General features: G+C 64.1%; 21 protein-coding genes. 10 read left to right on the top strand and 11 right to left on the bottom strand.

Annotation, left to right across the window (positions count from 1 at the left end):
- Positions 1–13 precede the first annotated feature (13 nt).
- A complete protein-coding gene (locus J5J83_RS12155) occupies positions 14–382 on the bottom strand; it encodes a VOC family protein (protein WP_212349458.1) in 369 nt (122 codons plus the stop codon).
- A 271-nt stretch (positions 383–653) separates the two neighbouring features.
- Here J5J83_RS12155 and J5J83_RS12150 point away from each other — a divergent pair, with 271 nt between their 5' ends.
- Positions 654–1184 carry an alpha/beta hydrolase gene (locus J5J83_RS12150; protein ID WP_249115702.1) on the top strand — a complete coding sequence of 177 codons (531 nt, stop codon included), beginning with the start codon at positions 654–656 and terminating at the stop codon, positions 1182–1184.
- A 104-nt stretch (positions 1185–1288) separates the two neighbouring features.
- Positions 1289–1939 carry an SGNH/GDSL hydrolase family protein gene (locus tag J5J83_RS12145; protein WP_212349457.1) on the top strand — a complete coding sequence of 217 codons (651 nt, stop codon included), beginning with the start codon at positions 1289–1291 and terminating at the stop codon, positions 1937–1939.
- Positions 1940–1953: 14 nt separating this feature from the next.
- On the opposite strand, the gene J5J83_RS12140 is transcribed toward J5J83_RS12145, so the two are convergent.
- Entirely contained in the window at positions 1954–4860 is a 2907-nt protein-coding gene (locus J5J83_RS12140; protein ID WP_212349455.1) for an HD domain-containing phosphohydrolase, read from the bottom strand.
- A gap of 156 nt (positions 4861–5016) precedes the next feature.
- Here J5J83_RS12140 and J5J83_RS12135 point away from each other — a divergent pair, with 156 nt between their 5' ends.
- Positions 5017–6078: a VCBS repeat-containing protein gene (locus tag J5J83_RS12135; protein ID WP_212349453.1), complete on the top strand. Its 1062-nt coding sequence runs from the start codon at positions 5017–5019 to the stop codon at positions 6076–6078.
- A 154-nt stretch (positions 6079–6232) separates the two neighbouring features.
- On the opposite strand, the gene J5J83_RS12130 is transcribed toward J5J83_RS12135, so the two are convergent.
- Positions 6233–8107 (bottom strand): methyl-accepting chemotaxis protein, encoded by a 1875-nt coding sequence (locus J5J83_RS12130; protein WP_212349451.1) that lies wholly within the window; start codon positions 8105–8107, stop codon positions 6233–6235.
- Between the two features lie 281 nt (positions 8108–8388).
- On the opposite strand from J5J83_RS12130, the gene J5J83_RS12125 reads away from it, so the two are divergent.
- The 3 genes from J5J83_RS12125 (at position 8389) to J5J83_RS12115 (ending at position 10355) form a co-directional block, all read left to right on the top strand.
- Positions 8389–8835: an SRPBCC family protein gene (locus J5J83_RS12125; protein WP_212349449.1), complete on the top strand. Its 447-nt coding sequence runs from the start codon at positions 8389–8391 to the stop codon at positions 8833–8835.
- A 509-nt stretch (positions 8836–9344) separates the two neighbouring features.
- Entirely contained in the window at positions 9345–9686 is a 342-nt protein-coding gene (locus J5J83_RS12120) for a glycine zipper 2TM domain-containing protein (RefSeq protein WP_212349447.1), read from the top strand.
- Positions 9687–9698: 12 nt separating this feature from the next.
- Entirely contained in the window at positions 9699–10355 is a 657-nt protein-coding gene (locus tag J5J83_RS12115; RefSeq protein ID WP_212349445.1) for a DUF6515 family protein, read from the top strand.
- Here the strand turns inward: J5J83_RS12115 and J5J83_RS12110 are convergent.
- The 7 genes from J5J83_RS12110 to J5J83_RS12080 all read right to left on the bottom strand — a co-directional run bounded on the left by J5J83_RS12110 (position 10352) and on the right by J5J83_RS12080 (position 17015).
- On the bottom strand, positions 10352–10954 hold the full coding sequence (locus J5J83_RS12110) for a HupE/UreJ family protein (RefSeq protein ID WP_212349443.1): 603 nt from the start codon (positions 10952–10954) through the stop codon (positions 10352–10354). The two genes, J5J83_RS12115 and J5J83_RS12110, sit on opposite strands and share 4 nt — an antisense overlap.
- Positions 10951–11559 carry a HupE/UreJ family protein gene (locus J5J83_RS12105; RefSeq protein ID WP_212349442.1) on the bottom strand — a complete coding sequence of 203 codons (609 nt, stop codon included), beginning with the start codon at positions 11557–11559 and terminating at the stop codon, positions 10951–10953. The genes J5J83_RS12110 and J5J83_RS12105 overlap by 4 nt, the downstream gene beginning before the upstream one ends.
- A complete protein-coding gene (locus J5J83_RS12100; protein WP_212349440.1) occupies positions 11556–12521 on the bottom strand; it encodes a HupE/UreJ family protein in 966 nt (321 codons plus the stop codon). Before J5J83_RS12100 ends, J5J83_RS12105 begins: the two co-directional genes overlap by 4 nt.
- Positions 12518–13366, bottom strand: coding sequence for a peptidylprolyl isomerase (locus tag J5J83_RS12095; RefSeq protein WP_212349438.1), 849 nt, complete (start codon positions 13364–13366; stop codon positions 12518–12520). The genes J5J83_RS12100 and J5J83_RS12095 overlap by 4 nt, the downstream gene beginning before the upstream one ends.
- A 104-nt stretch (positions 13367–13470) precedes the next feature.
- Positions 13471–14058 (bottom strand): PEP-CTERM sorting domain-containing protein, encoded by a 588-nt coding sequence (locus J5J83_RS12090; protein WP_212349436.1) that lies wholly within the window; start codon positions 14056–14058, stop codon positions 13471–13473.
- A gap of 84 nt (positions 14059–14142) precedes the next feature.
- The gene (locus J5J83_RS12085) at positions 14143–16362 is read right to left on the bottom strand and encodes a hypothetical protein (RefSeq protein WP_212349434.1); all 2220 of its coding nucleotides are present in this window, start codon (positions 16360–16362) and stop codon (positions 14143–14145) included.
- Between the two features lie 167 nt (positions 16363–16529).
- Positions 16530–17015 (bottom strand): copper chaperone PCu(A)C, encoded by a 486-nt coding sequence (locus J5J83_RS12080; RefSeq protein ID WP_212349432.1) that lies wholly within the window; start codon positions 17013–17015, stop codon positions 16530–16532.
- Between the two features lie 231 nt (positions 17016–17246).
- Between J5J83_RS12080 and J5J83_RS12075 the strand changes: the two genes are divergently transcribed.
- The 4 genes from J5J83_RS12075 to J5J83_RS12060 all read left to right on the top strand — a co-directional run bounded on the left by J5J83_RS12075 (position 17247) and on the right by J5J83_RS12060 (position 21927).
- Positions 17247–17876, top strand: coding sequence for a putative 2OG-Fe(II) oxygenase (locus J5J83_RS12075; protein ID WP_212349430.1), 630 nt, complete (start codon positions 17247–17249; stop codon positions 17874–17876).
- Positions 17869–20532 (top strand): fused MFS/spermidine synthase, encoded by a 2664-nt coding sequence (locus tag J5J83_RS12070; protein WP_212349428.1) that lies wholly within the window; start codon positions 17869–17871, stop codon positions 20530–20532. The genes J5J83_RS12075 and J5J83_RS12070 overlap by 8 nt, the downstream gene beginning before the upstream one ends.
- Positions 20533–20608: 76 nt before the next feature.
- Complete coding sequence (locus tag J5J83_RS12065) at positions 20609–20938, top strand: TfoX/Sxy family protein (RefSeq protein WP_212349426.1); 330 nt, start codon at positions 20609–20611, stop codon at positions 20936–20938.
- A gap of 47 nt (positions 20939–20985) precedes the next feature.
- On the top strand, positions 20986–21927 hold the full coding sequence (locus tag J5J83_RS12060) for a PHB depolymerase family esterase (protein WP_212349424.1): 942 nt from the start codon (positions 20986–20988) through the stop codon (positions 21925–21927).
- A gap of 55 nt (positions 21928–21982) precedes the next feature.
- On the opposite strand, the gene J5J83_RS12055 is transcribed toward J5J83_RS12060, so the two are convergent.
- Entirely contained in the window at positions 21983–22303 is a 321-nt protein-coding gene (locus tag J5J83_RS12055; RefSeq protein WP_212349422.1) for an EthD family reductase, read from the bottom strand.
- Positions 22304–22378: the final 75 nt, after the last annotated feature.

Below are 22378 nucleotides of genomic sequence, written 5' to 3'. Positions count from 1 at the left end.
GCAGTGCTGAACGCTAGCCGTCGGAGCAGAACCACAGCTTGTTGCCTTCGCTGTCGAGGAAGCTGCCCACGAGGTAGCTTTCGTCATAGCGCTCGACCGGATCCGAGATCGTCACCTCGCGCTCGCGCAAGGCCGCCTCGGTGGCGCGCGCATCGATGCATTCGATGGTGATGCGCGGGTTCGGCTCTGAGGTCGGCTTGCCGTACCAGTCATCCTTCAGCATCAGAATGACGTCACCGAGTTGAAAGCCTACCTGCTGACCCGCTTCCAAGGCCGGTTCAAGGCCGAGCGTCGTTGCGTAGAAGTGGCTCGCGCGTGCCGGATCGCTGGCGGCAAGCGCGACGACCTTGACGCATTTCAAACCAAGTTGGGGTGTGTTCATGATGGTTCGGCCCCCGTAACGGGGTCTGTCCGCAGGCCGTAGAGGGCTTCCGCGTGCGAGGCAGGCCGCTGAGGTGGACTGCCGCCAGCCCGCATCCGGGCGGCGGGAAGTCGGATGCGCAAAGCACTGATCCGATTATTCACCGTAGCATGCGGGGCGCGAAAGGCCAGGGCGTACACGAAGGCGTATTCCGGTCTTTGACGATCCCGTCGTCAACCGCTGTAGAAGTCCAGGATAATGCAGCATCCGCCATTTCGCCGAGGAGTCCGCCTTGCCCGCTACCGTTCTTGTTCTTCCCGGCATCGGCAACTCGGGGCCGCTGCATTGGCAAACCCTGTGGGAGCAGTCGCATCCGGACTTTGTCCGTGTGCACCAGCGCGACTGGGACAATCCCGTCTGCGCCGACTGGGTCGCGGCGATCGAGGAGGCCGTGCGGCGTGCACGAGGCGATGTGGTGCTGGTCGCCCACAGTCTTGCCTGTCTGGCCGTCGCGCATTGGGCGGCGACCCCGCATTCGCCTGTCAAGGCTGCCCTGCTGGTGGCGGTGCCTGATCCGGACGGACCGAATTTCCCGGTGCAGGCGTCGGGTTTTGGTGGACCACCGAAGCGTCCTTTTGCTTTTCGCAGCACAGTGGTCGTCAGTGGCGACGACCCCTATGGCACGCCAGTGCATGCCATGCAACTTGCCGCCGCCTGGGGCAGCAATACGGTCTGCATCGGCGACTGCGGGCATATCAATGCGAGCAGCGGACTCGGCTCCTGGCCGGCGGGCTTCGAGCTCCTCAGTCAGTTATGCGATTGAACTCAGCTGTGCCGGGATGAAACGTTCATTCGCGATGCTGGATGAGGTGCCGGGTGCTGGCCGGTGGATTTGACTGAAGCGCTCGATGCGCACAAGGAGTCTTCATGCAACAGATTCTCGTCTATTCGGATTCACTGTCGTGGGGCATTGTGCCGACGACCCGGCGGCGCCTGTCTTTCGATCAGCGCTGGCCAGGCGTCATGGAGAACGTGCTCTCCCCGTCCGGAAAAGACATCCGCGTCATCGAAGACTGTCTCAACGGTCGGAGAACGGTCTGGGACGACCCCTACAAGCCGGGCAGGAACGGTCTTGCCGGTCTGGCGCAGCGGATGGAGATCCACGCGCCGCTGTCGCTGGTCGTGCTCATGCTCGGGACCAACGACTTCCAGTCGATGCACGCTCACAACGCGTGGCATTCCGCGCAGGGCGTTGCTGCACTGGTGCAGGCGATCCGTGGGGCGCCGATCGAACCCGGCATGCCGGTGCCGCCGGTGCTGGTGGTGGCGCCGCCACCCATCCGCACGCCGATGGGCCCGATTGCACCCAAGTTCGAAGGCGGCGAGGTCCGCTGCGTGGGGCTTGCTGCTGCTTTTGCGGAGGTTTGCAAGGCGCTCGAATGCCACTTTTTCGACGCGGCTTCGGTCGTCTCCTCGAGCTCGGTGGATGGCGTGCATCTCGACGCGGCACAGCATCGGGTGCTGGGCGAGGCACTCGCTAAAGTCGTTGCCCCGATGCTGCAATCGCCCGTTGGTTGAGCCTGCGCCGACGTTCAGATCGCGGCGAGCAAGGCGTCGATGTCGACATTGTCGATCTGTTCGCGCCGCATGAAGCGTTCGGCATATTCGCGATATACGCCGCCGCGCAGGAAAAGCGCGAACAGTTCGGGGTCGATGTGGTGGTTGGCGACCATCCGCGTCATGATCGCGAGAGACTCGGACAGGGTCTTGCCTTTCTTGTAGGGGCGATCGATCGCGGTCAGGGCCTCGAAGATGTCGGCAATCGCCATCATTCGCGCCAGCGGGCTCATCTGTTCGCCGGTGAGGCGCTTCGGGTAACCCGTGCCATCCATCTTTTCGTGGTGTGAAGCGGCGATTTCGGGCACGTCGCGCAGGTGGCGAGGGTAGACCAGCTGCCTGAGCATGATCTCGGTCTGCACGATGTGTTCGTTGATCTTGTAGCGTTCCTCGTTGGTCAGCGTGCCCCGCGCGACCGACAGGTTGTGGAGCTCGCCGCGGTTGTACAGCCAATGCGGCACATCCATGTGGAATCCCCACGGGTTGTCGTCGTCAAAGCGTTCGCTCGGGCGGCGTTCGAACAGGTGCTCTGGCTTGTCCGCGAGGAGCTGTTCGCTCGCGGGCAGGGGCTGCGCGGGTAGGCGGGCCTTGCGCGCGAGTTCGTCGTCGGAGATGCCGATGCGATCGTCCAGCGTGCGGGTCCAGGTGCGGGACGCGATCGTGCGCAGACGCTCCTCCATCCCGGGGGGCATGTCCTCCCCACCGACATTGCACTCGGCGACGAAGGCAAAGTCGGCGTCGAGCGCAGTGAGTTCGCGCTGCAGGTCGGCATGGACGTCCGTTTGTGCATCACCGTCAATGATTGCTCGCAGGGCGCGTATCTCGGCGTCGCGTTTGAGCACTTCGAAGCGCATGCGCACTTCGTGAATGCGGTCGTTGAGGGTCTCGAGTTTGGTCGCCTTGTCGATCACATACTCGGGCGTCGTGACTTTTCCGCAATCGTGCAGCCAAGCGGCAAGATGTACGCGTTCCCAGCCACGTGCGTCGAGGCTGAAGTCGCGATACGGGCCGTCGCTGGCATTGCAGGCGGCGCGTGCGAGCATCTTTGCCAGTTCGGGTACTCTGCTGCAATGTCCGCCGGTGTAAGGGTTCTTGGCGTCGATCGCGCCCGCGATGACCTTGACGAAGGAGTCGAATAGCGCGCGTTGCTGCTTGATGAGCACCTGGTTTTCCAGTGCGACCGCGGCGGCCCCAGACAGCGCATCGATGAAGTCCAGCAAGGCCTTTTCGATGTCGCCGCGGCGGAGCAGCAACATGGCGCCAATGAGTTGGCCATCGCGGTTTCGCAGCGGCACGGCGATGGCCCACGGCGAGGGGGCCTGCATCCTGGTCAGGCCGAGCAGTTCGCGATCGCCCTCGTCAGGCGCGAACGCGCTCGAAACGTCGCCACCGAGTGCCCGTCGGGCCTGGCAGTCAGGACCATCGAGGGCGACGGGCGGCAGCTCGGCATCGATCGGTTTGCCATCGGTGCCCAGTGCCACACTTGGCGTCAGGCGTGTGTCGTCGCAAAGATAGAGTATGCCGGCGTCTGCCGATGCGGCCGACAGGGTCTCGGACAGCAGCAGCGGCAGCAGGCGGTCGAAGTCGCTTTCGGCAATCAGTGCGGTATTGATGTCCAGGAATCGGCGGATGGTGCGCTTCATGTCGTCGATCGTGACCGTCAGCTCATGCACTTCCTTGACCAGCGTGGGGATGGCGACCGCGTCGGAAAAGTCGAAATGCCGAATCGTCTCCACCTCCCTGACCAGGGTGCGAAGCGGGCCGGACAGCGCGCGCGCGATGCCCCATGTGAGTGGGATCGACAACAGTACGACGAGTGCGGTGATCCAGGCGGACGTGTCGCGAATCAGGAACGCCGACGCCAGCAGCTCGCGCTCGGGCACCGCGGTCACGAGGTAGAGCACCGCGCCGTTGCTGACGAGCTTCTGAACGCCGACGCGCCATGCCTCGTCGCCGACCAATTGGCGGCGGTCGAGCACCATGTCGCCATCGGCCAGGGGCAAAACGTCGGCGGCGGCGGCCAGCACCGGTACATGGAAGTCGCGGACTGGAATCAGGCCTGGCTTGCCGCCGTCTGCAGTCGATGTTCCACCCAGATGTGCGTCGCCGCTGTACGCAACGACCAGGCCCCTGTCGTCGAGCAGTGCGAGCTCCGAGCCGGGCGTGAGCTTTTGTGCGGTCAAACTTGCGCTGAGAGTGGTGAGTTCGATGTCGGCCCCGATCACGGCGCCATCGATGAGCCGGGATGGCGCAGCAAGTGTGGTGCCCACCTTGCGATTGGAGAAAAAGACATAGGGTGCAGTCTGAATCGCACCGCCGTGGGCGAGGGCGTCGCGGTACCAGCCGCGTTGCCTGGGGTCGTACTGCGCGGCGTAATCCGGCTTCTCAACCACTCGCAGTGTGCGCAGGTCGGCATCGAGGTAGCGGTACTCGCCCCGCGGCGCTGCACCGTGCTGGATGCCCTGAATGACGAACGCCGTGTCTTCGGGCGCGTCGAGGCTGCGGCGCTCCTCCGCGTTGAGAATGCGCCGCATGAAGAGGAAATCGCCGTTCGGATAGCCGACATACAGCGATGACAGTGCGGTCGAGTGCAGCAATGCGGTGCGCATGAAGTCCGCACCGGCAAGTCTGGCGTCGAGCGACGCTGCCCCCGACTGCGGCTCGCGCGCGAGCAGGCCGACGGCCATCTGGGCCGGCGCGAACAGGCCTTCGAGCGCCCCCAGCGTCTCCCGGTTGATGCGGCGGGACAGATCTTCGGCTGTCGCTTCCAGCACTCTGTGGCTGAAATGGTAGCCCAGGCCGCCGATCAAGCTGCCGAGTAGCGTCATCAGGACGATGAACAAGGTCGAGATATGAACGTGCAGGGGAAAGGTGCGATTCATGATCCGTGGCCTCAATACATGTCGGATGGATCATCGCACAGACCTTCGCGCTCTGCAGGCCCGGCGATCACGGTGGCTATGTGCGCAAGTCGTACTAAAGAATTTCTGGCAGCGGTCGTTAATGGCATGTCGGTCTCCGTTTTCGAGGTGCTTGCCATGAAAGTCGCTGCCTCCAGTATCGAACTGCAGTCCTCCCGGCAGTTCACCCAGTCTTTCGATATGAACGCGCGTCTCGAGTCGTGGCGCGATGGCACGGGGATGGCGGGCGAAGGGCGCGGCCAGGTGCGGATCTCCGATGCGGCGCATGCGGCTCAGCAGGCCGACGCGTCAACCCGGGAGTCGGAGGCCGCTGCCGCGGCAGATCTGGACGAGGCCTCAGACAACGACCCCCGGCTGTCGATGCTGATCCGGATGATCGAGTTTCTGACTGGCGAACCGGTGCGCCGCTTCAGCATGCGAGATCTGCGGGCGGTCGAAAGTGCCGCTGCGGCGGGTGCGGATGAGACTGCGGCGGCGACGGACACGGGCCGCGCGGGCGCTCCCCGACGCGCGGGGTTCGGGCTCGAGTTCGATGCCAGCGTGGCGTATTCGGAGTCCGAGAGCACGTCGTTCAGCGCCGCGGGTGTGGTACGCACCGCCGATGGTACGGAAATCCGCTTCGAGCTTGGCTTTACCATGACGCGCAGCTATAGCGAATCGGCCTCGGTAAGCGTGCGCGCCGGCGACCAGCGCGTGAAGGATCCACTGGTACTCGATTTCGGCGGGTCATCGGCGGCCTTGTCCGATGTGCGCTTCGAGTTCGACCTCAACGGCGACGGTAACAAGGAGATGCTGCCGATGATCGGCGGCAGCGGCTTCCTCGCCTTCGACCGCAATGGCAACGGTCGTATCGACGACGGGCGTGAGCTGTTCGGCCCGACGAGCGGCGACGGTTTCGCCGAACTGGCTGCGCTGGATTCCGATGGCAATGGCTGGATCGACGAATCGGATGCGGCGTGGTCGCAGTTGCGCGTGTGGCAACCCGATGCCGAAGGCAAGGGGCGTGTACAGGCACTCAATGAGGCGGGCATCGGCGCCTTTTATCTCGGTCGTGTCGACACCCGGTTCAGCGTCAACAATGCCGCGAATGAAACCCAGGCGTTGATGCGCGCAAGCAGCGTGTATCTGCGCGAGGATGGAAGCACGGGGACGGTGAGCCAGATCGATCTGGCGGTTTGACGCAAGAGGCGTCCAGCCCCTTTTGAAGGCCCGACCCCCTGCGCTGACGACGTCTGGCGCGGACGTTGCATCAGGCGCAAGGCGGAGAACCCTCTCGCCGATGCCCCGGTCTGCGGTGCACGGGGGCCTCGGGGCGACGCCAAGCTGCCCGTCCCTACACGCGAAACTGCTCCATCATGGTGCGCAACTCGCGTGCCAGCCCGCTCAACTGATTGGTTTCGGACTGCATCTGCTGGATGGAGGCGTCGGAGCTGGTCGTCATCTCGTGGATTCGCTCTATTGTGATGGCGATCTCGTGGCTGGCCGTGGATTGTTCGGACGTCGCGGTTGCGATGGCCTCGAGCGCTCGTTCCACTTCCTGCGAATTCTCCTCGATCTGCCTGATCGAGCCGGTGACCGCCTGCGACTTCTGCACGCCGCTCTGAACCTGTTTGAGCGCGGTTTCCATGCTGCCGACAGCGGCCTTGGTCTCCTCCTGGATCTGACGGATCATGTTCTCGATCTCGTGGGTCGACACGCCCGTGCGTTCGGCGAGTTTCCTGACTTCGTCGGCGACCACGGCGAAGCCGCGCCCCTGCTCGCCGGCGCGGGCGGCCTCGATCGCAGCGTTGAGGGCGAGGAGATTGGTCTGGTCGGAAATGTCCTTGATCACGCCCACGATGTTGCTGATCTGACCCGAACGGCTGTCGAGACCGTTGAGCACGGAGGCGAGCTGTTCGACGGTGCTGGAGACGAGTTCGATTTCTCGCGCCGTGGCACGCACATCCTCTGCGATCGTTCTCGATGCTTCGCCCGCCTGGCGGGTCATCGACTCGGCGTTGCGTGCAGAGTCGGCAATATGGCTGACGCTCGCAGTCATCTGTTCGACCGCTGCAGCCGTGGCATTGGCGAAGTTGGCCTGCTGTTTCGAGTGTGCGCTGATGCGCTTGGTCTCCTGCCCGACCCGCTCGATCCCGTCCACCAGTCTGCCCGCGTCGGCCTTGACGCCGCCGACCATTTTTCGCAGGGTGGCGAGAAAGCGGTTGAACGCGTCCTTGGTCTCGCCGACTTCGTCGCGGCTATCGACCGACAGGCTCACCGTGAGATCGCCACCGCCCTGGGCCATGCTACGCATGGCATCTCGCATCAGCGTCATGCCGTTGAGCATGCGGGTGATGCCGACAGAGGCGACGAAGAAGCCGAGAATGAGGCCGACCGCCATCAGGCCGGACATGCCCCACATCAGTCGCGAGATCGGCGCCATTGCCTTCGATTCCGGCACAAGGATGCCGAGCAGCCAGCCGGTCTTTCCGACCGGATACATGGACATCAGCACGGACTCGCCCGCCAGTGAAACGCTACGGATCTGCCCATTGCGTTCGACCGTTGCGAGGTCGAAGCCAGGGATGACGTCGGAGATCTTTTTCAACCCCGTGTCCTTGGCCGGATGCGCAATCACGAGCCCGTTGTCCGTGATCAGGAATGCGTAGCCTTCACCGGGGAGTTTTCCCGACACGACTTCGTCGACCACGCGTTTGAGCGTGACATCGCCACCGGCGACCGCAACTACCTTGCCGTCGTCGCGCCGCGCCTTGGCAAAGGTGATGATGGGCTGCTTGGTCGATGCGTCTATGTAAGGCGGCGAGGCGATTGCCTCGGACGATGCAACCGCCGCCACGTACCACGGTCGCCCGGTCGGATCGTAGCCGGGCGGAACCGGGGTGGCGCGAGAGAACTGCGTCATGGTGGCGTCCGGCTGGCCGACATAGGTGTCGTCGAACCGGCCTGCCTCCTGAGCCTGGTCCAGCATCGGCTTCAGGGCTTCCTCGCCGAACCGGCTCAGGATCGACGCCACTATCGCCTGACGCGCAGATACCCATTCGGTGACGAAACTGACCTTGGCTTCGGCCGCCTGGCCAATCTGCGTGTGAATGGCCTCGGTCATCGCGTCTTTCATCCTCCAGTACGCGACACCGCACAGCAGCAGGGAAATTAACGCAATCACAATCAGCGTGAATGCAATCATCCTCGCCTTGAGCGACATGAACATGTGTTCTCCAGAATTTCTGATCGAGGGGCGCCGCTGCGGTCAGATCGCGCCGTGCGGCATTCGTTATGTTGGGTCGGGGGCGGGTCGCCCCTCGGTCGATGCTCTTCGGCATCCGTGCTGCGGATTGTCACCGATTGACGGTCTGTTGCAATCAGGAGTAACCCTTTGAAGGATCTGCGTTTCGAGAAGAGGCTACCCGTTGATTGTTGCAGCGACTAGGATGAATCGCCGAGGGCCCGTAACACCGGGCGCTCGCAATGCCATCCAGTGGAGGACCCGCCATGGGCACCGGTACCGTTCGTCTTCACCGCATGCTTCGCGCCACGCCGGCGCGCGTCTATCGTGCTTTTCTGAATGCCGAGGCAATGGCCAAGTGGTTGCCGCCATACGGCTACACCTGTACCGTCCATCAGCTGGACGCAAGGGTCGGCGGAGGGTTCCGAATGTCGTTCACCCATTTCGCCAGCGGCAATGCCCATGCCTTTGGCGGCGAATATTTCGAGCTGGTGCCGGATGCGCGCATTCGCTACTCCGACCGCTTCGATGATCCGGGCATGCCTGGCGAAATGGAGACGACGGTGTCGCTCACTGCGGTTGTTTGCGGAACCGAGTTGAGCATTGTGCAGCAGGGCATTCCGGAAGCGATTCCAGTCGAGATGTGCTATCTGGGGTGGCAGGAGTCGCTGGAACAGCTTGCGAAGCTGGTCGAGCCGGACATCCCCGGATAGCGGCAGGTCTGCCGCCGCGGTCAGACGTCGGCGAATACATTCCCTTACGAAGGACTACACGAAGACATCAGCGCGGGCCACTGCGGGGAGACACTCGCTCCTGTGCCCTGGCACTGATTCTTGACGGGTCGCTCGCGCCATTCGGCGTGCGAACGCACCGGCGCAGAGTCGGGGAACGGCCGTGAGGCTGTTCGGCTTCTGCGGGTCTCTATTTCGGAGGTCGTCTGATGTTCTGCAATACTGGCGCGCGACGTGGTTTGCTCCGTCCCGTGGTGGTGATTCTGGTGGCGGTTGCTTTGATCGGCGGGTGTGCTTTCCCCCAGCCGAGGTCGGTGGAGTACGCTCGCCGCGTCCCCGGTGCCGATGTGCCTCCGCCGCAGCACGTCAGCAGGTCGGTTACGGATCTCGCAATTTACCCGGAACGGGGGCAGGGCGCGGACCAGCTGCGGAGAGATCGCTTTGAATGTCATGAATGGGCAGTGCGTCAGTCGGGTTTCGATCCAGCGACGATGAGTCGCCCGACTCCCGCGGCTGTGCCGCGGGTGGAGGCTTCGCCGCCTGCCGGTACCGGACTCGTTCAGGGCACGCTGGCGGGCGCCGTGGTGGGGGCTGCGGTCTCCAATCCCCATCACGCCGGTGATGGCGCCCTCGTCGGCGCGGTGGTCGGGGCCGTCGCAGGGGCATCGAGCGACGCTGCAAGACAGGCCCGCGCCGAGCGCATGGAGGAAGCCTATGCCCACCGTGCCGCAACAAGCGATCAGACTTACTCCGAGGCTGAGGATCGCTACCGGCGCGCCATTGAGGCGTGCCTGGATGGGCGCGGGTACCGGGTTCAATCGTCCAGTCGGTAAAAAGGAGTGAATATGCCTTCCAGTTCGTCAAGCGTTTCCGGGTCGGTGCGTGCCTTGTTCTGCATCGGCCTGATTCTTGGTGCCGGCGTCGTGCAGGCCGATCCCCCTCACCGGGGGAGTGACCGCGATCAGCGCGCAGATCGGGGTGAGCGTCGGTACACGCGCGGCGTCGTCGTGCCGAGGCTGCCGCAGGATTACCGGGTTGTCCGCCATCGCGATGTGGACTTCTACTATTCGGGGGGCCACTGGTTTCGCCCGATGGGGGCACGTTTCGTGGTGGTGGCACCGCCCATCGGTCTCGTCGTGCCTGTACTGCCAGGCGGATTCGTGACCTTGAGCATTGGCGGACGAATGCTCTACCGGTACGACGATGTTTACTACGCACGCGATGATCGTGGCTACGTCGTTGTCGAGCCACCCCGGCAAAGCGAGGCGCCGACATACGCGAGCGGGCAGGACAACCTGTTTGTGTATCCCAGGCTGAAACAGTCAGAGAAGGCCCAGGCCACGGATCGATACGAATGTCACGAATGGGGCAGTGCGCAGACAGGCTATGACCCCACCCTGAGTTATGGCGGCGTCGGCCCCGAGCAGGCGGAACGCCGTCGTGCCGATTACCTGCGTGCGATGACGGCCTGCCTTGAAGCGCGAGGTTACACGGTTCGCTAGCTCGCCGTGTGCAGCAGCCAGCCGAACATCAGCATGCCGGTTGCAGTGATCCAGCTTCCGGCGGCACGTACTGCGATGCGGGGCCAGCCGGCGGGCAGAGCAGTGATCTCGGCGGTCAGCGCCGTGGAGAGGCATGCCACACCGCATACTGCACCAACGATTGCCAGCGTGCCGGCCCCGGCGGGCGCCATGCTTGCGCCGTTGACGAGGCCGTGGACCATGCCTGCCACGGTGGCAATGAGAAGCACCGCGTGCGCCTGGATTTTCGCATCGAGAGCAACCAGCGCGCCGATGATCAGGAAAGGCAGCGTGGTCATCCAGGTGAAATCGACGTCGGTCGTCCATCGTGCGCCGATGAGGCCACCCGCCAGCCACGCGAGCGGGAGTGCGATGACCGCGAGACGGGCTGCTCGCGGACCGCGCTGGCCAGCGAGCAAGCCGAGCGCTAAAATGATGAGCAGATCCGACGGTGTGACCGCAAGGTGCGCCACACCGTCATAGAACACGCCGAAGCCGGTCTGAACCAGATGGGCTTCGGCCGGCGAGGCGGCGACGGTCAGTGCGGCGATCAGGCTCGCTCGCGAGGCATGCGGGGTCATGCCATTGCTCGCCACAGGAAGAACAGGCCGGCGAGGGCGACGCTGCCCCCGGCCGCGCGAATGGCTTGCCTGCCAGCCTGCCAGCGGTCGGCGGTGCCAATGACGATGCCTGCGCCGTGCAGCAGGCCGGTGGCGATGACGAAGCCCATGCTGTACAGCAGGCCGCTGGCGCCCTCGGGCAACTCCGTACCATGCGCGTGGCCGTGAAAGACGGCAAATACCGCGACGATGGCGGTGGCGATCCCCAGTGAGGGGCGAACCTGGGTGAGAACGGCGCTGCCCAATATGACTGCTGACAGTGCGATGCCGATCTCCACGCCGGGCAGGGGGATGCCGAGCAGACCCAGCAGGCCGCCGAAGGCCATCATGACGGGAAACGCGACCGGAAGAGTCCAGATTGCAGGTGCGCCAAGGATTGCACCCCATAGCCCGACGGCGACCATGGCGAGGACGTGATCGAGGCCGGATACCGGGTGCGAGAGGCCGGATAGCAGACCGGCCGCCTGGCCGGATTCGGTGTGGGCGAGCGCGGCGAGGGGAAACAGCGACCCGATGAGTCCGATAATCAGGCCAAGGCCGTTTGAGCGAGCGTGAACGGAGGTCATGCGATTCCTTTGAGCAGGATGAAAACGCGCTGGATGGTCCAGAATGCGCCGAGCGTGCCGACGAGATAGCCGGGGAGGCGTTCGGCCACGCTTGAACGCTCGAACGCCAGCAATCGCAGCGAGCGGAAGAGCAGCAGGATGCACAGTACGAAGCCCAGCTGGCCGATTTCGACGCCAACGTTGAACATCAGCAAGGCCAGGGGTATCTGGTCGCGTGACAAGCCCAGCTCGGCCAGGCCGCTGGCGAAACCGAAGCCGTGGAGCAGGCCGAAGGCGAAGGCCACGATCCATGGATGGCGGATGGTGAAGCTGGTTTCTCCGCGCCAGCAGCGCACGACTTCGGGGCCGAGAAACAGGATGGACAGTGCAATGGCGGCGTTCAACGGTGCGGGCGCGACGTGGGCGACACCGAAGGTGGCAATGGCCAGGGTGATGCTGTGCGCCACGGTGAAGGCGGTGATCGTCTTCAGGAGCATCCAGCGGTTGCCCACGATCAGCAACAGGCCGAGCACGAAAAGCAGGTGATCGACACCAAGCAGGATGTGCTCGATACCAAGGTTCGCGTAGGCAATGGCAGTATCGGCGACGCTGCCGCTGGTGGTGTCGAGCAGGCGTGCCGAGGGCTGGGCAGCCGTCAGCGGATAGACGTGGAGGCTGCCGTCGCGCCAGTAGACCTTGATCAGTGCTGCCGAGTAGCTCTGACCGATGCCTTCCATCTTCAGCATGCCCGACATGCCGCCGCTGCCGCACTGCACCTGCTCGTCCTGGCTGCTGCAGCCCTTGGGCCAGATCGGCGTCAACTCCTGACCTGGCGGTACGTTGCCACTTGCTAGCCAGGTCGTGACGAACGTGCCTGCAGCGGTCTCTCGAACCTCCAGCTCTGCCATGCTCAGCTCATGCGAATAGGCGGGCGATGACGCAAGTGCGATGAGTGCGACCAGGGTTGCGAGCAGCGCTTTCATTTAGGGTCCGCGGTGAAGCTGATCGAGTATTTTCTGGCCATGCGGGCGACTTCGGCGCTGCGCTGCTCGGCCATGGTCGCATCGGTCCAGTCCTGAACAATGACGTTGCGCAGTTGCTCGAATTCGGCGGGGCGTGGTGCGACGACGGCCTGGAGGCGGATGGCTCGCCATTCGTTGCGATCGCGCAGTGCATGCCATTGCCCGGTTGTGGCGGATTTGAGCGATTGCGCGAATTCGGTGCCGTAACTCTGTTCGATATTCGCGAATGGACGACCTTTGAAAACGCGCAATCCGGCGTTGGCATTGCCGTCCGTGCCCGCATTGAGTGCGGCGACGAAGCTGCGGATGGCCGACTCGGAGTGGTCCTTGCCGGGCACGGCCTCGAGGAAGTCGTAGCGGGCGGGCTCGTCATAACGCGCACGATTCTTCTCGAACCAGGCGCGAAGAGTACCGTCGTCGTATTCCGGCAGTTTGACCTTTGCTTCGATGATGCTCAGGGTCTTGAAAATGACCCGGTCACGAATGGTCGTATCGCCCTTGTCGAGCTGTAGCGCAAGGCCTTCACGGTAGAGCACTTCGTTGTCCACCCAGCGTTGGCGCAGCGCTTGCAACTCTTCAGCGTTGGGCGCGTGGCCGCGGGCCTGGCGAAAAGCTTCCTGAGCGAGTTCATCGACTTTGGCGCTCACCACGATACGTGACGAGGTGTCTCCCGAGGAAATCAGGAAATGATCGATGGCGAACAGCAGGGCGCCTATCAGGAGAAAGTGGACCAGCGGTTCGCTAAGCCATTTCTGTCTTCGGCTGCCACGGTTTGCGTCCGTCGTTCGCGAAGAAGGAGGCGACATGTTGATTGTCGTGGAGGTCATGGAGGGCGTAAGCGGTATTCACCGGCTGGCAATTACAAAGGGGAAAAGGACGCCGCGGCATCGCGCGGCGCCCTGCACCTGACTTACTTGGCAGTGCGGCGACGGCTCGCGACCAGTGCGGTCAGCCCGAGGCCGAGCAGCAGTGCGGTGCCGGGCTCGGGTACGGCGGAGAAGCTGACGTTGTCGAAGCCGGCGACATAGGCGGCATCACCGAAGGTGATGGATTTTGCGACGCCGAAGAAGCTGAGTGTTGCTTCGCTCCAATTGCAGAAAGCGGAGTCGTTGCAGCCATCGTTGGCATTGGCGAGCAGATCGAAGACGCCGAGCAGATCGCCCGTGCCGTCCAGGCCGGAGTACACGCCGATCGTGGCAATGTCGGTCGACGCGTAGAAGAACGAGACCAGGCCGGTGAAGCCGTTGAGCACGTTCATCGTCGCGTCGGCACCCACTGCGGTCATGACGCCGAGCGGGCTCGGCGCATTGCTGAAGTAGGGGCCCAGTGCGTCGTTCCGGACGGCCAGCGCGTCGCCGCCAAAGCTGACGCCCGAGGTGGCGTAGAAGTTGCCGATCGAATTAAAGCTCGTCGGTGATTCGAAATCGATGGTGGTCGCGAAAGCGGGCGCTGCGGTCAGTAGCCCGGCCATGATGGCGGGATAGAGAATGGACTTCATTTCTTTCATTCCTCAAATGGTTCGAATTTTATTCAGGGAGGCGTCGGTATCTTCGATGCCCCCGTGATCACGTTCCTGCGTTGCTTACTTGACGCCTGCGACGACCGTCGAGCCAGCCACTTCGACGAAAATCGGGTTGCTGTAGAACCAGACGTCAGACCATGCGGCCACGTCGTAGGCCACGTACTTCACGCCGTCCACCGTCGGCAGGTGCTCGGGGCAGCCATCGATCAGTGCGTCGTCGAGCGTGACCTCGTCGCCATTGGCGGGCACGTTGGTGCCGACCGCCGTGCACGCAATCTTGAGTGCCGAACGGTTGCCCGCATTGGTATAGAGGTCGGGCAGCGGATTGCCGTCAGCATCGGTTTCATACGGGACCGACGCGGGCAGGTTGGTGCCGCGTGCGCGCAGATATTGCGACGCGGTGACCGCCGGGACGCGGTAGGTCATGACCTTGTATTCCGCGTCGCCACTGGCTTCCTGCCAGGTCTGGCTGTTGAAGGTCTTGATCACGGCGGCAGAGGTGTTCTTTGCCGCAGCGGGTACCCTGTTCATGTCCGGGTTTTCGATCCAGTTGTCCGGCCATGCGCCCGCGTAGTCGACGTCCGTCGGGTTCTTGTAGCCGGAGACCAGGCCGCCGATCAGATCGACGTGATCGAGGGTCGGGGTGTTGAGCGGCTCGATAATCCCGATCTGGGCCAGCGACGGGTTGGGGAAGGAGTAGGGCGAATAGTTGGTGCCCGCAGGATCGCGAACCACCAGCGCGACGACCACCTCCGCGCCAGCACGCACCTTGAGCTTCTCGCCCATGGTTGCGCAACCGGACACCGAGGCATCGGTGTTGCCGCGGGCCGCATCGAGCGCCATCTTGCTGACAGCGGCATCAGAGCGGTAGCCCAAGCCCTTGTACGATACGCAGGCCATGAACGAGAGGCGATCGACGAGCTGACCTTGCACTACGAAGCTGTTACCGCTGCGCAGGCCATCCACGATGGTCTGGGGGCGGAGCTTGGTGTCGGTGCCGTTGCGCACCATGATGTAGTCGCGCTGGTATTCGCCGGGGTAGAAGTCCCCCGTGCTACGGCGGTCATCGCTGCCGAAACTGCCGCGGCTATGCCAGTCGGAACTGCCGAAGAACCAGAAGTTACGGCCTTCGCCGAGCAGTGCGTCCCACACCCCGCCCACTTGAGCAGCATAGACGCCGGTACCGCCCCAGGACGTGCCTCCGGCTGAGTCGAAACGCTCGCCACCGATGTTGTTGCGGTCCTGACTATAGCCGCCGCGAGAGGACGACGCGTGGTGACCGGGTTGGCTTTCGAAGCCGAAGGCAATGGCCGGCCCGGCGTTGTTGAAGTCACGCAGGCTTTCGATGTTGAAGCCATTGTTGCCGTTCGGGTTGAACGGGCCCGCACGTTCAAGGTGAGCCGGGATGTAGTAGCTGGTATTCGGGTGGTAGGCCTTCATCCATTTGACGCCTTCGACCGTCTTGGCGTGTCCGCGATCGCCCACGCCGTTGCCCGAGGCAGGCACCAGCTTGCCGGCGACGAGGTTCCAGTTGCTGTCGCCAAAGTTCGCGCTGCCGGGCACGGAGCAGTCCCACTCCTGGCCGCCGCCGCGGCTGTTGTCGGTATCACCGCGGTCGAAGCAGTACAGCCATTGCGCGAGGGCAGTGGCGTTGCCCAAGGGGCTGTAGCCCGGGCCGTTGGGCAGCCTGGCATTGTCGAGTGCATTCGGCAGTTGGCCGGTGACAACGCTCATCGAGGTGTGCTCGTGGCCGGCAACCACCGACTCGACGCCCATGAACACGGGTACGCCCTTAAGTGCGGTCAGATACTCGGCGATCGGGTAGGAGATCTCCTGCACCGACTGCCAGCGCCACATGCTGGGGTTGGACTGGCTTGCCAGCGGGGTGCCGTTGGACGCATTGCCCTTGACGGCGGATGCACCGATGCTCTGTGCCCATGTGGTCGCGGGACCGGCGCCGCTGACGTACGGAAAGGCGGGGGTGCTGAGCGATTCGTCTTCGACGAGCGAGCAGTTGCGGTTACCGTTGCCGCCGTGGCCGGCCTGGACGAACCAGTCCAGCCCCCAGGGCGCATCGTTCTTGTCCGTGACTTTGCTCACCAGCTTCTGCAGTGAGGTGGAGCCGTCGGAGCAAGTGGTGTGGTTGTGGAAGTCACCTGCAACGTAGTTGCCTGCGGGTTTCGCAGCGCTTGCGTCAGCGGGCAGTGCGGCCATGGCGGCAGCACCGAGCGTGAGCGCAGTGGCCAGGGCCATCTGACCTTTGGCATAACCAGCATTCATGAATACATACTCCTGTAGTCTGTCTGGGCGGAAATCGGACGAGCGTGATGGATGAGCTACCACGCCCAGACAGAATCGAGGTTTCGGGTTACATCCCGGTGACCTTTTTGCTAGCGTAATATGATGTTTTGCTTAGTCCGGCGCTGCCCCGAACGACGGTGGATGCACTAGCGAAAGCCCCGGATCGACGAAAATGAGCCGCCGCCATAGTCGACGTTGAGTGTCGCGTCCGCGATGCCTCCGTTTTCAAACGTCAGCAGGAGTGGATAGCTGCGACCGAGCTTGAGCGGATGGGCCAGGTCAAGGAGGCGGATGTAGGTGCCGTCTTCGCTCAGCTCCGTCAGTATCCCCTGGGGAATCTCAAGATCGATTTCGCCTGCCCTTGAGCCTGTCACCAACTCGGCGCGCCCGGCGACCGGCGTTTCCACCGCGATCAGGCGATCAGGCTGGGTGACCTCGTCGAACCGGGTAATCAGGATGGCCGAGTTGGCGCCGGGTGTCGTTGCCCGCGTCCACGGGTGGGTCACGCGCAGCGTCGTGGTGAAGTACTCGCAAGCCCGGGACTGGGGGGCAAGGCCGAGCAGGCCAAGGGCGGCGGTTGCACGCAGCAACGTCCGGCGACTGGCCGAATGTGCGTGCAGTTTCGATTTCATTGGATTCATGACGGCAACACTCACTGGGATAGACCGGAACGCGGCTCGTATCCGGCACGACACCGCGGACCATACGGCAGGGGCATGACGGCTTCGTGACCGCGCTTCGCCTTGATGGGCGGTGACGCAAGTCGCCGGCGATTCGGGCTGTCACCGGGGCGTCATGGGGGTGGAACAGAATCGGCTGCCCGCTATTCGCCTTTGTCGCGTAATCCGTCAGTGAGAATCGAGATGTCCCAGCCTGAAGTGATTGGCATATTCCCCGTCCCGATCATGCGTGTTCCGTCCGTGCTTGATGAAGCGCTCGTCACTGGATTGGTCGAACACTTCAGCGTGCTTGCGACGCAGGAAAACAATGCGTCGGACAACCTGGTTCACACCGCCATGCTGCGACCGAGCGACAGCCCGCTGCTGGTCGAGGCTGCGGCGCGGGTGACGCCGGCCGTCATCGAGTTCGGCGCCTTGCTGTTTGGCGAACGCCTTGGATGGTCGCTCAAGGAAATGTGGGTGAACGTCATGGGGTTCGGCGGACGTCAGGCCATGCATAACCATGCCAACAGTTTCATTTCGGGCGTGATCTACCTCACCGAGATCCATCGGGAATCGCGCACGATGTTCATGAAGTCCCCCGGCGGCGTCGAGTTCTCGTTCAAGAACGACCATGCCGGTGTGGTCACCGGCCCCTACAATGGCGAGAAGTGGATCAGCCCGCAGCCACAGCCGGGCGACCTGGTGCTGTTTCCGAGCTATCTCATGCATGCGGTACCGCCCAATCGGGGCGAAGTGCGGATGACCATGCCGTTCAACGCGATTCCGACCCGTCTCGACTCGTGGGGCTATCAGGTGTCGTTCAGTGGCTGAAGGCCCGCTGATGGCGGGTGGGGTGGCCACGTCGGAGGTGCCCGCCTTGCGTCTTCGAGGGGCGCGCGCGCGCCGTCTGGCGCCCGGACTGATGCTCATGTCGGGCTTCGCTGCGCTCGGCTACCAGATCGTATGGACGCAACAGTGCGCACTCTGGCTTGGCCACGAGTCGGCTGCCGTGCTGGCGGTCGTGGCCGCATTTTTTGGTGGATTGGCGGCAGGGGCGTGGGCAGTCGGGGCACGCATCGAGCGAAGTAGCCGGCCGGCGCGGTGGTATGCCATGTGCGAGATCGGCATTGCCGTCTGGGCGATGTTGCTTGCACTGTCGCTCGCGCCGATCTCGGACGGACTGGTCGAGTTGATCGGTGCCCGGCCGTCACCGCTGCGCCATTGGATGGTGGCGTTCTGCGGCACCTTTGTGTTGCTGTTGCCCGCCACCGCGGCCATGGGGGCGACCTTGCCGGCGATGGCGCGGATGCTGGCCGCCGCGCAGGAACGCAGGTCGCCGATCGCCATGCTGTACGCCTGCAATACCGCGGGTGCGGTGCTGGGCGTACTCGCCACGGCCTTTTGGTTTGTTCCCGCATTCGGACTCACGCTGACTGCAGCGGTATGTGCGACGCTCAACCTGATGTGTGCGGGCATCGCGTTGACGGTGTTTCCGTCGGTGGTAAGCGACTCGGAGGCCCGCCGAGGCGATGGTGACCGTGGCCTGTCCGTGCTCGCCGTCACCGGCTTGCTGGGCATCGGCTACGAGGTGCTGGTGGTGCGTGCCCTGAGCCAGGTGGCCGAAAACACCGTATACACGTTCGCCAACCTGCTGGCGGTCTATCTGGTGGGGAGTGCGCTCGGGGCCGCGGCATACAGCCGCTGGCTTCCGCGCTTGCCGTCCGACGCGCGTATTGCGCGCCAGGTGCGTGATCGGCTCCTGCAACTGCTGGCGTTCGCGTGCGTGCTCGGCGTTGTCGCGCTGGCGGGGGCGCAGTCCGCCAAGCCGTGGTTGCTGGTGCGCCTCGGGGGCGGCATGACGGGCGCACTCGCAGCGGAGGTTCTGCTCGCAGCGTCGGCTTTTCTGGTGCCGACCATTGCCATGGGCGCGCTCTTCAGCCATCTGAGCACGACCGCGCGTGCCGCCGGCGTCGGCTTCGGGAGAGCGCTTGGGGCCAATACGGCGGGCGCCGCGCTGGCACCCGTGCTGTTCGGCGTGGTCCTGGTGCCCTGGGTGGGCCTCAAGTTCAGCCTGATGGTCGTCATTGGCGGCTATCTGATGATGGTCTCGGTGCTGGCCTGGAGGCGACCGCTGCAGTGGCTTGCTGTGGGCGCAGTGGCCGTCGTGTCCGTTTCAGTCTCGTCACTCACTGCGGTCGATCTTCCGCAGGGTGGGCGGCTCGTACGCCTCATCGAGGGGGTGATGGCATCGGTGAGCATCGTCGAGGATGCCGCGGGCGTGACCAGCCTGCACATCAACAACCGCCAGCAGGAAGGCAGTAGCGCTACCGTATTCGCGGATGCCCGCCAGGGGCTCCTGCCCATCCTGTTCAACCCGCAAGCCTCGCATGTGCTGTTTCTCGGACTTGGCACCGGGGTGACAGCGTCGGTGGCGGCCGAGGATGCGAGGCGTGAGGTCGTGGCAGTGGAGTTGCTGCCCGAGGTCATCTCGGCGTCGGCCCAGTTCCGGCAGGCAACCGGCACGGCGGTCGCCGGGGCCCGCGTGCACATGCTCGCCGCCGACGCGCGGCGCTTCGTGCGTGCGACCGATACGCGTTACGACGTGATCATTTCGGACAACTTCCATCCCGCCCGCAGCGGTTCCGGCGCGCTATACACGGTGGAGCATTTTGCCGCAGTGAAGTCGAGGCTTGCGAGCGGCGGGCTGTTCTGTCAGTGGCTGCCGCTGCATCAACTCGATCTCGATACCTTGCGCAGCATCGTGCGCAGCTTCCTGCAGGTCTATCCGCGCGGTGCGGCGATGCTCGCGACCAATAGTCTGGAGACCCCCGTGATCGGGCTGATCGCAAGAGGCGATGACCAACGTATCGATGTGGAGGGCGTGCGCGCGCACCTGGCTTCCGCTTCGCAGCCCGATCCGCTTCAATACGGCATTGCTGACGATCTGGCCCTGTTCGGCAGTCTTGTCGGTGGACCGGATGCGCTGCGACGATTTGCAGGCGATGCTCCGCTGAACACGGATGACCGGCCCGTGGTGATCTATCAGGCGCCGCGGATGACCTATGAGCCGGACTCCCTGCCACGGGACCGTCTGGCGGCGTTTCTTGATGAAATGGATATCGAGGCGGGCGAGGTGCTGGATGTGGCGGCATCCGAATGGACGGCGCGCCTGGCGGCCTATTGGCGCGCGCGCAAGAACTTCATCGAGGTCGGGCGCGCGGTGCGGCCGTCTCCGGACGTCGGGCGGATGCTTGCGCAGGTGAAGGCGCCCTTGCTCGAGGTCCTTCGCTTGAGCCCGGATTTTCGGCCGGCGTACGATCCGCTCCTGAAGATGGGCTACGCGCTGTCGAATGTCGATGCCGCCGCGGCCGCCGAACTCTTCGACGAGTTGAATCGGGTGCAACCGGCGCGGCTCGAAGCGGCGCAGGCACGCAGTCGGGTGACCGCAGCGCACCGCGCGAGCCTTCCGGTTTCCGAGCGGCCTTGATTCGCATCGCTTCCACACCTGCTGGCTGTCTGCAAAAATGCGTTTTTGCGCAGTGTTCGGTCCTGCGGGAGGCGAGATGGCCTATGACGACACGACTGCCGAGCGGGTGAGAGCGCGCCTGCAAGGCCGAAGGGGTATCACCGAGCGGAAGATGTTCGGTGGATTGGCATTCATGGCGCACGGGCACATGTTCATTGGTGTGTCGGGCAGCAGGTTGATGGTGCGCGTGGGCAGCGAACACTATGCCGATGCGCTTGCGCAGCCGCATGCGGGCATAATGGACTTCACCGGCAAGCCCATGCGGGGCTATGTCTATGTCGAACGGGAGGGTTTCGCGCTCGCGCAGGAACTGGCATTCTGGGTGGAGAAAGGCTATGACTTTGTCACGTCGCTGCCGCCGAAGTGAGGCGTTGCCGCGGTACTTCCTTTAATCCCGTTGGGAGGCGCGTTCGCATGCGGAGCATCACAGGTCGGCTTGTCGTGCTGGTGATTGCCTGTCTGCTTGCGGGGCAGGCATCTGCGGCGCGCCTGGCGGAGGGTCGTGCCGGCGCAAAGGCAACGCTGATGCACGATGGCGCGGCGCGCCACTATGTGGTGCGCGCTCCGCGCGGACTTGCGCCGGGTCAGGCGAAGGTGCCGCTGGTGCTGGTCCTGCACGGTGGCGGAGGCGATGCCGAGAACGCAGAGAAGATGACGGGGTTCACCGAGATGGCCATGCGGGAAGGCTTCGTGGTGGCGTATCCGGAGGGCAGTGGCCGGCGAGACGACGGCCTGCTGACCTGGAATGCCGGGCATTGCTGTGGCCATGCGATGCGGCGGCGGATCGACGATGTCGGCTTCATACGTGCGCTGATCGATAAGCTTGCACAAGATTACCCGATCGATTCAAGGCGGATCTACGCAACGGGCATGTCGAACGGGGCCATGATGACCCATCGCCTGGGCATCGAGCTGTCCGACCGACTCGCCGCGATTGCGCCGGTTGTCGGCGCCGTGTTCGGCGATGAGCCACGGCCGCGGCATCCGGTGTCGGCCATCATGCTCAATGGCAGGCTCGACCGCTCCGTGCCCTACCAGGGCGGGCCGCCCGGGGGGCGTTTCAGCCGGGCGTGGGATGGTCAGCCGGTCAGGCCCGCGCTGGATCAGGCCACCTTGTGGGCCAATGCCGACGATTGTTCCGCAGCGCCCGAGCACGACGTGCAAGGGCCGGTCGCGCGCTGGCAGTATCGGTGCCCTGAGGGGCGCGCGGTCGTGCGCTACCTCATCGACGACAACGGGCACGCCTGGCCGGGCGGACGGCGGGGCAGTCTCATGGGCGATGCGCCGAGCGCGAGTGTGGATGCAACCCGCTTGATCTGGTCCTTCTTCCGCGCGCATCCGAAGCCGCCGCATTGACGAAAGCGGCACTGGCGCAAGTCCTGCCGCGGTGCCCGGTGTCGGCAGGCGTCAGTCAGGGCCGGTCGACGACGACCTCGCTGATCTGAAGCACCGGCGAGAGGTCGGTGTACTTCGGAATGTCGGCCATGATCTCATCCGCGTGAGGGCCGAACCCGGCCTGGAAGGACTCGACGGAGTCGCAGAACAGGTGGCACATCGCGACGTAGGTCGGTGGCGTGTCCGGGCCGTCACCGGCCAGCCCCTTGTCGACGGTGTAAAACCTGCAGGCCTCGCCCATCAGTGCCTTCACGAGGGGCATGTGCTTGTCGCGATAGTAGGCGTGGTCGAAGCGGGCGCCGGGTGTGTTCGGGTACATCACGCTTACCTTGATCATGTCGTGTCTCCATTGTGTATTGGCCTTGGGCCGACGTGCCGATCCGGGGCGAACCGGGATGCGATTGTCAGCGGT

Origin of the sequence: Azoarcus sp. L1K30 (genome assembly GCF_018122735.1) — a bacterium.
Classification (GTDB): domain Bacteria; phylum Pseudomonadota; class Gammaproteobacteria; order Burkholderiales; family Rhodocyclaceae; genus Parazoarcus.
Note: the sequence above shows the minus strand (reverse complement) of the source record. Positions and strands in the feature narration are given on the sequence as shown.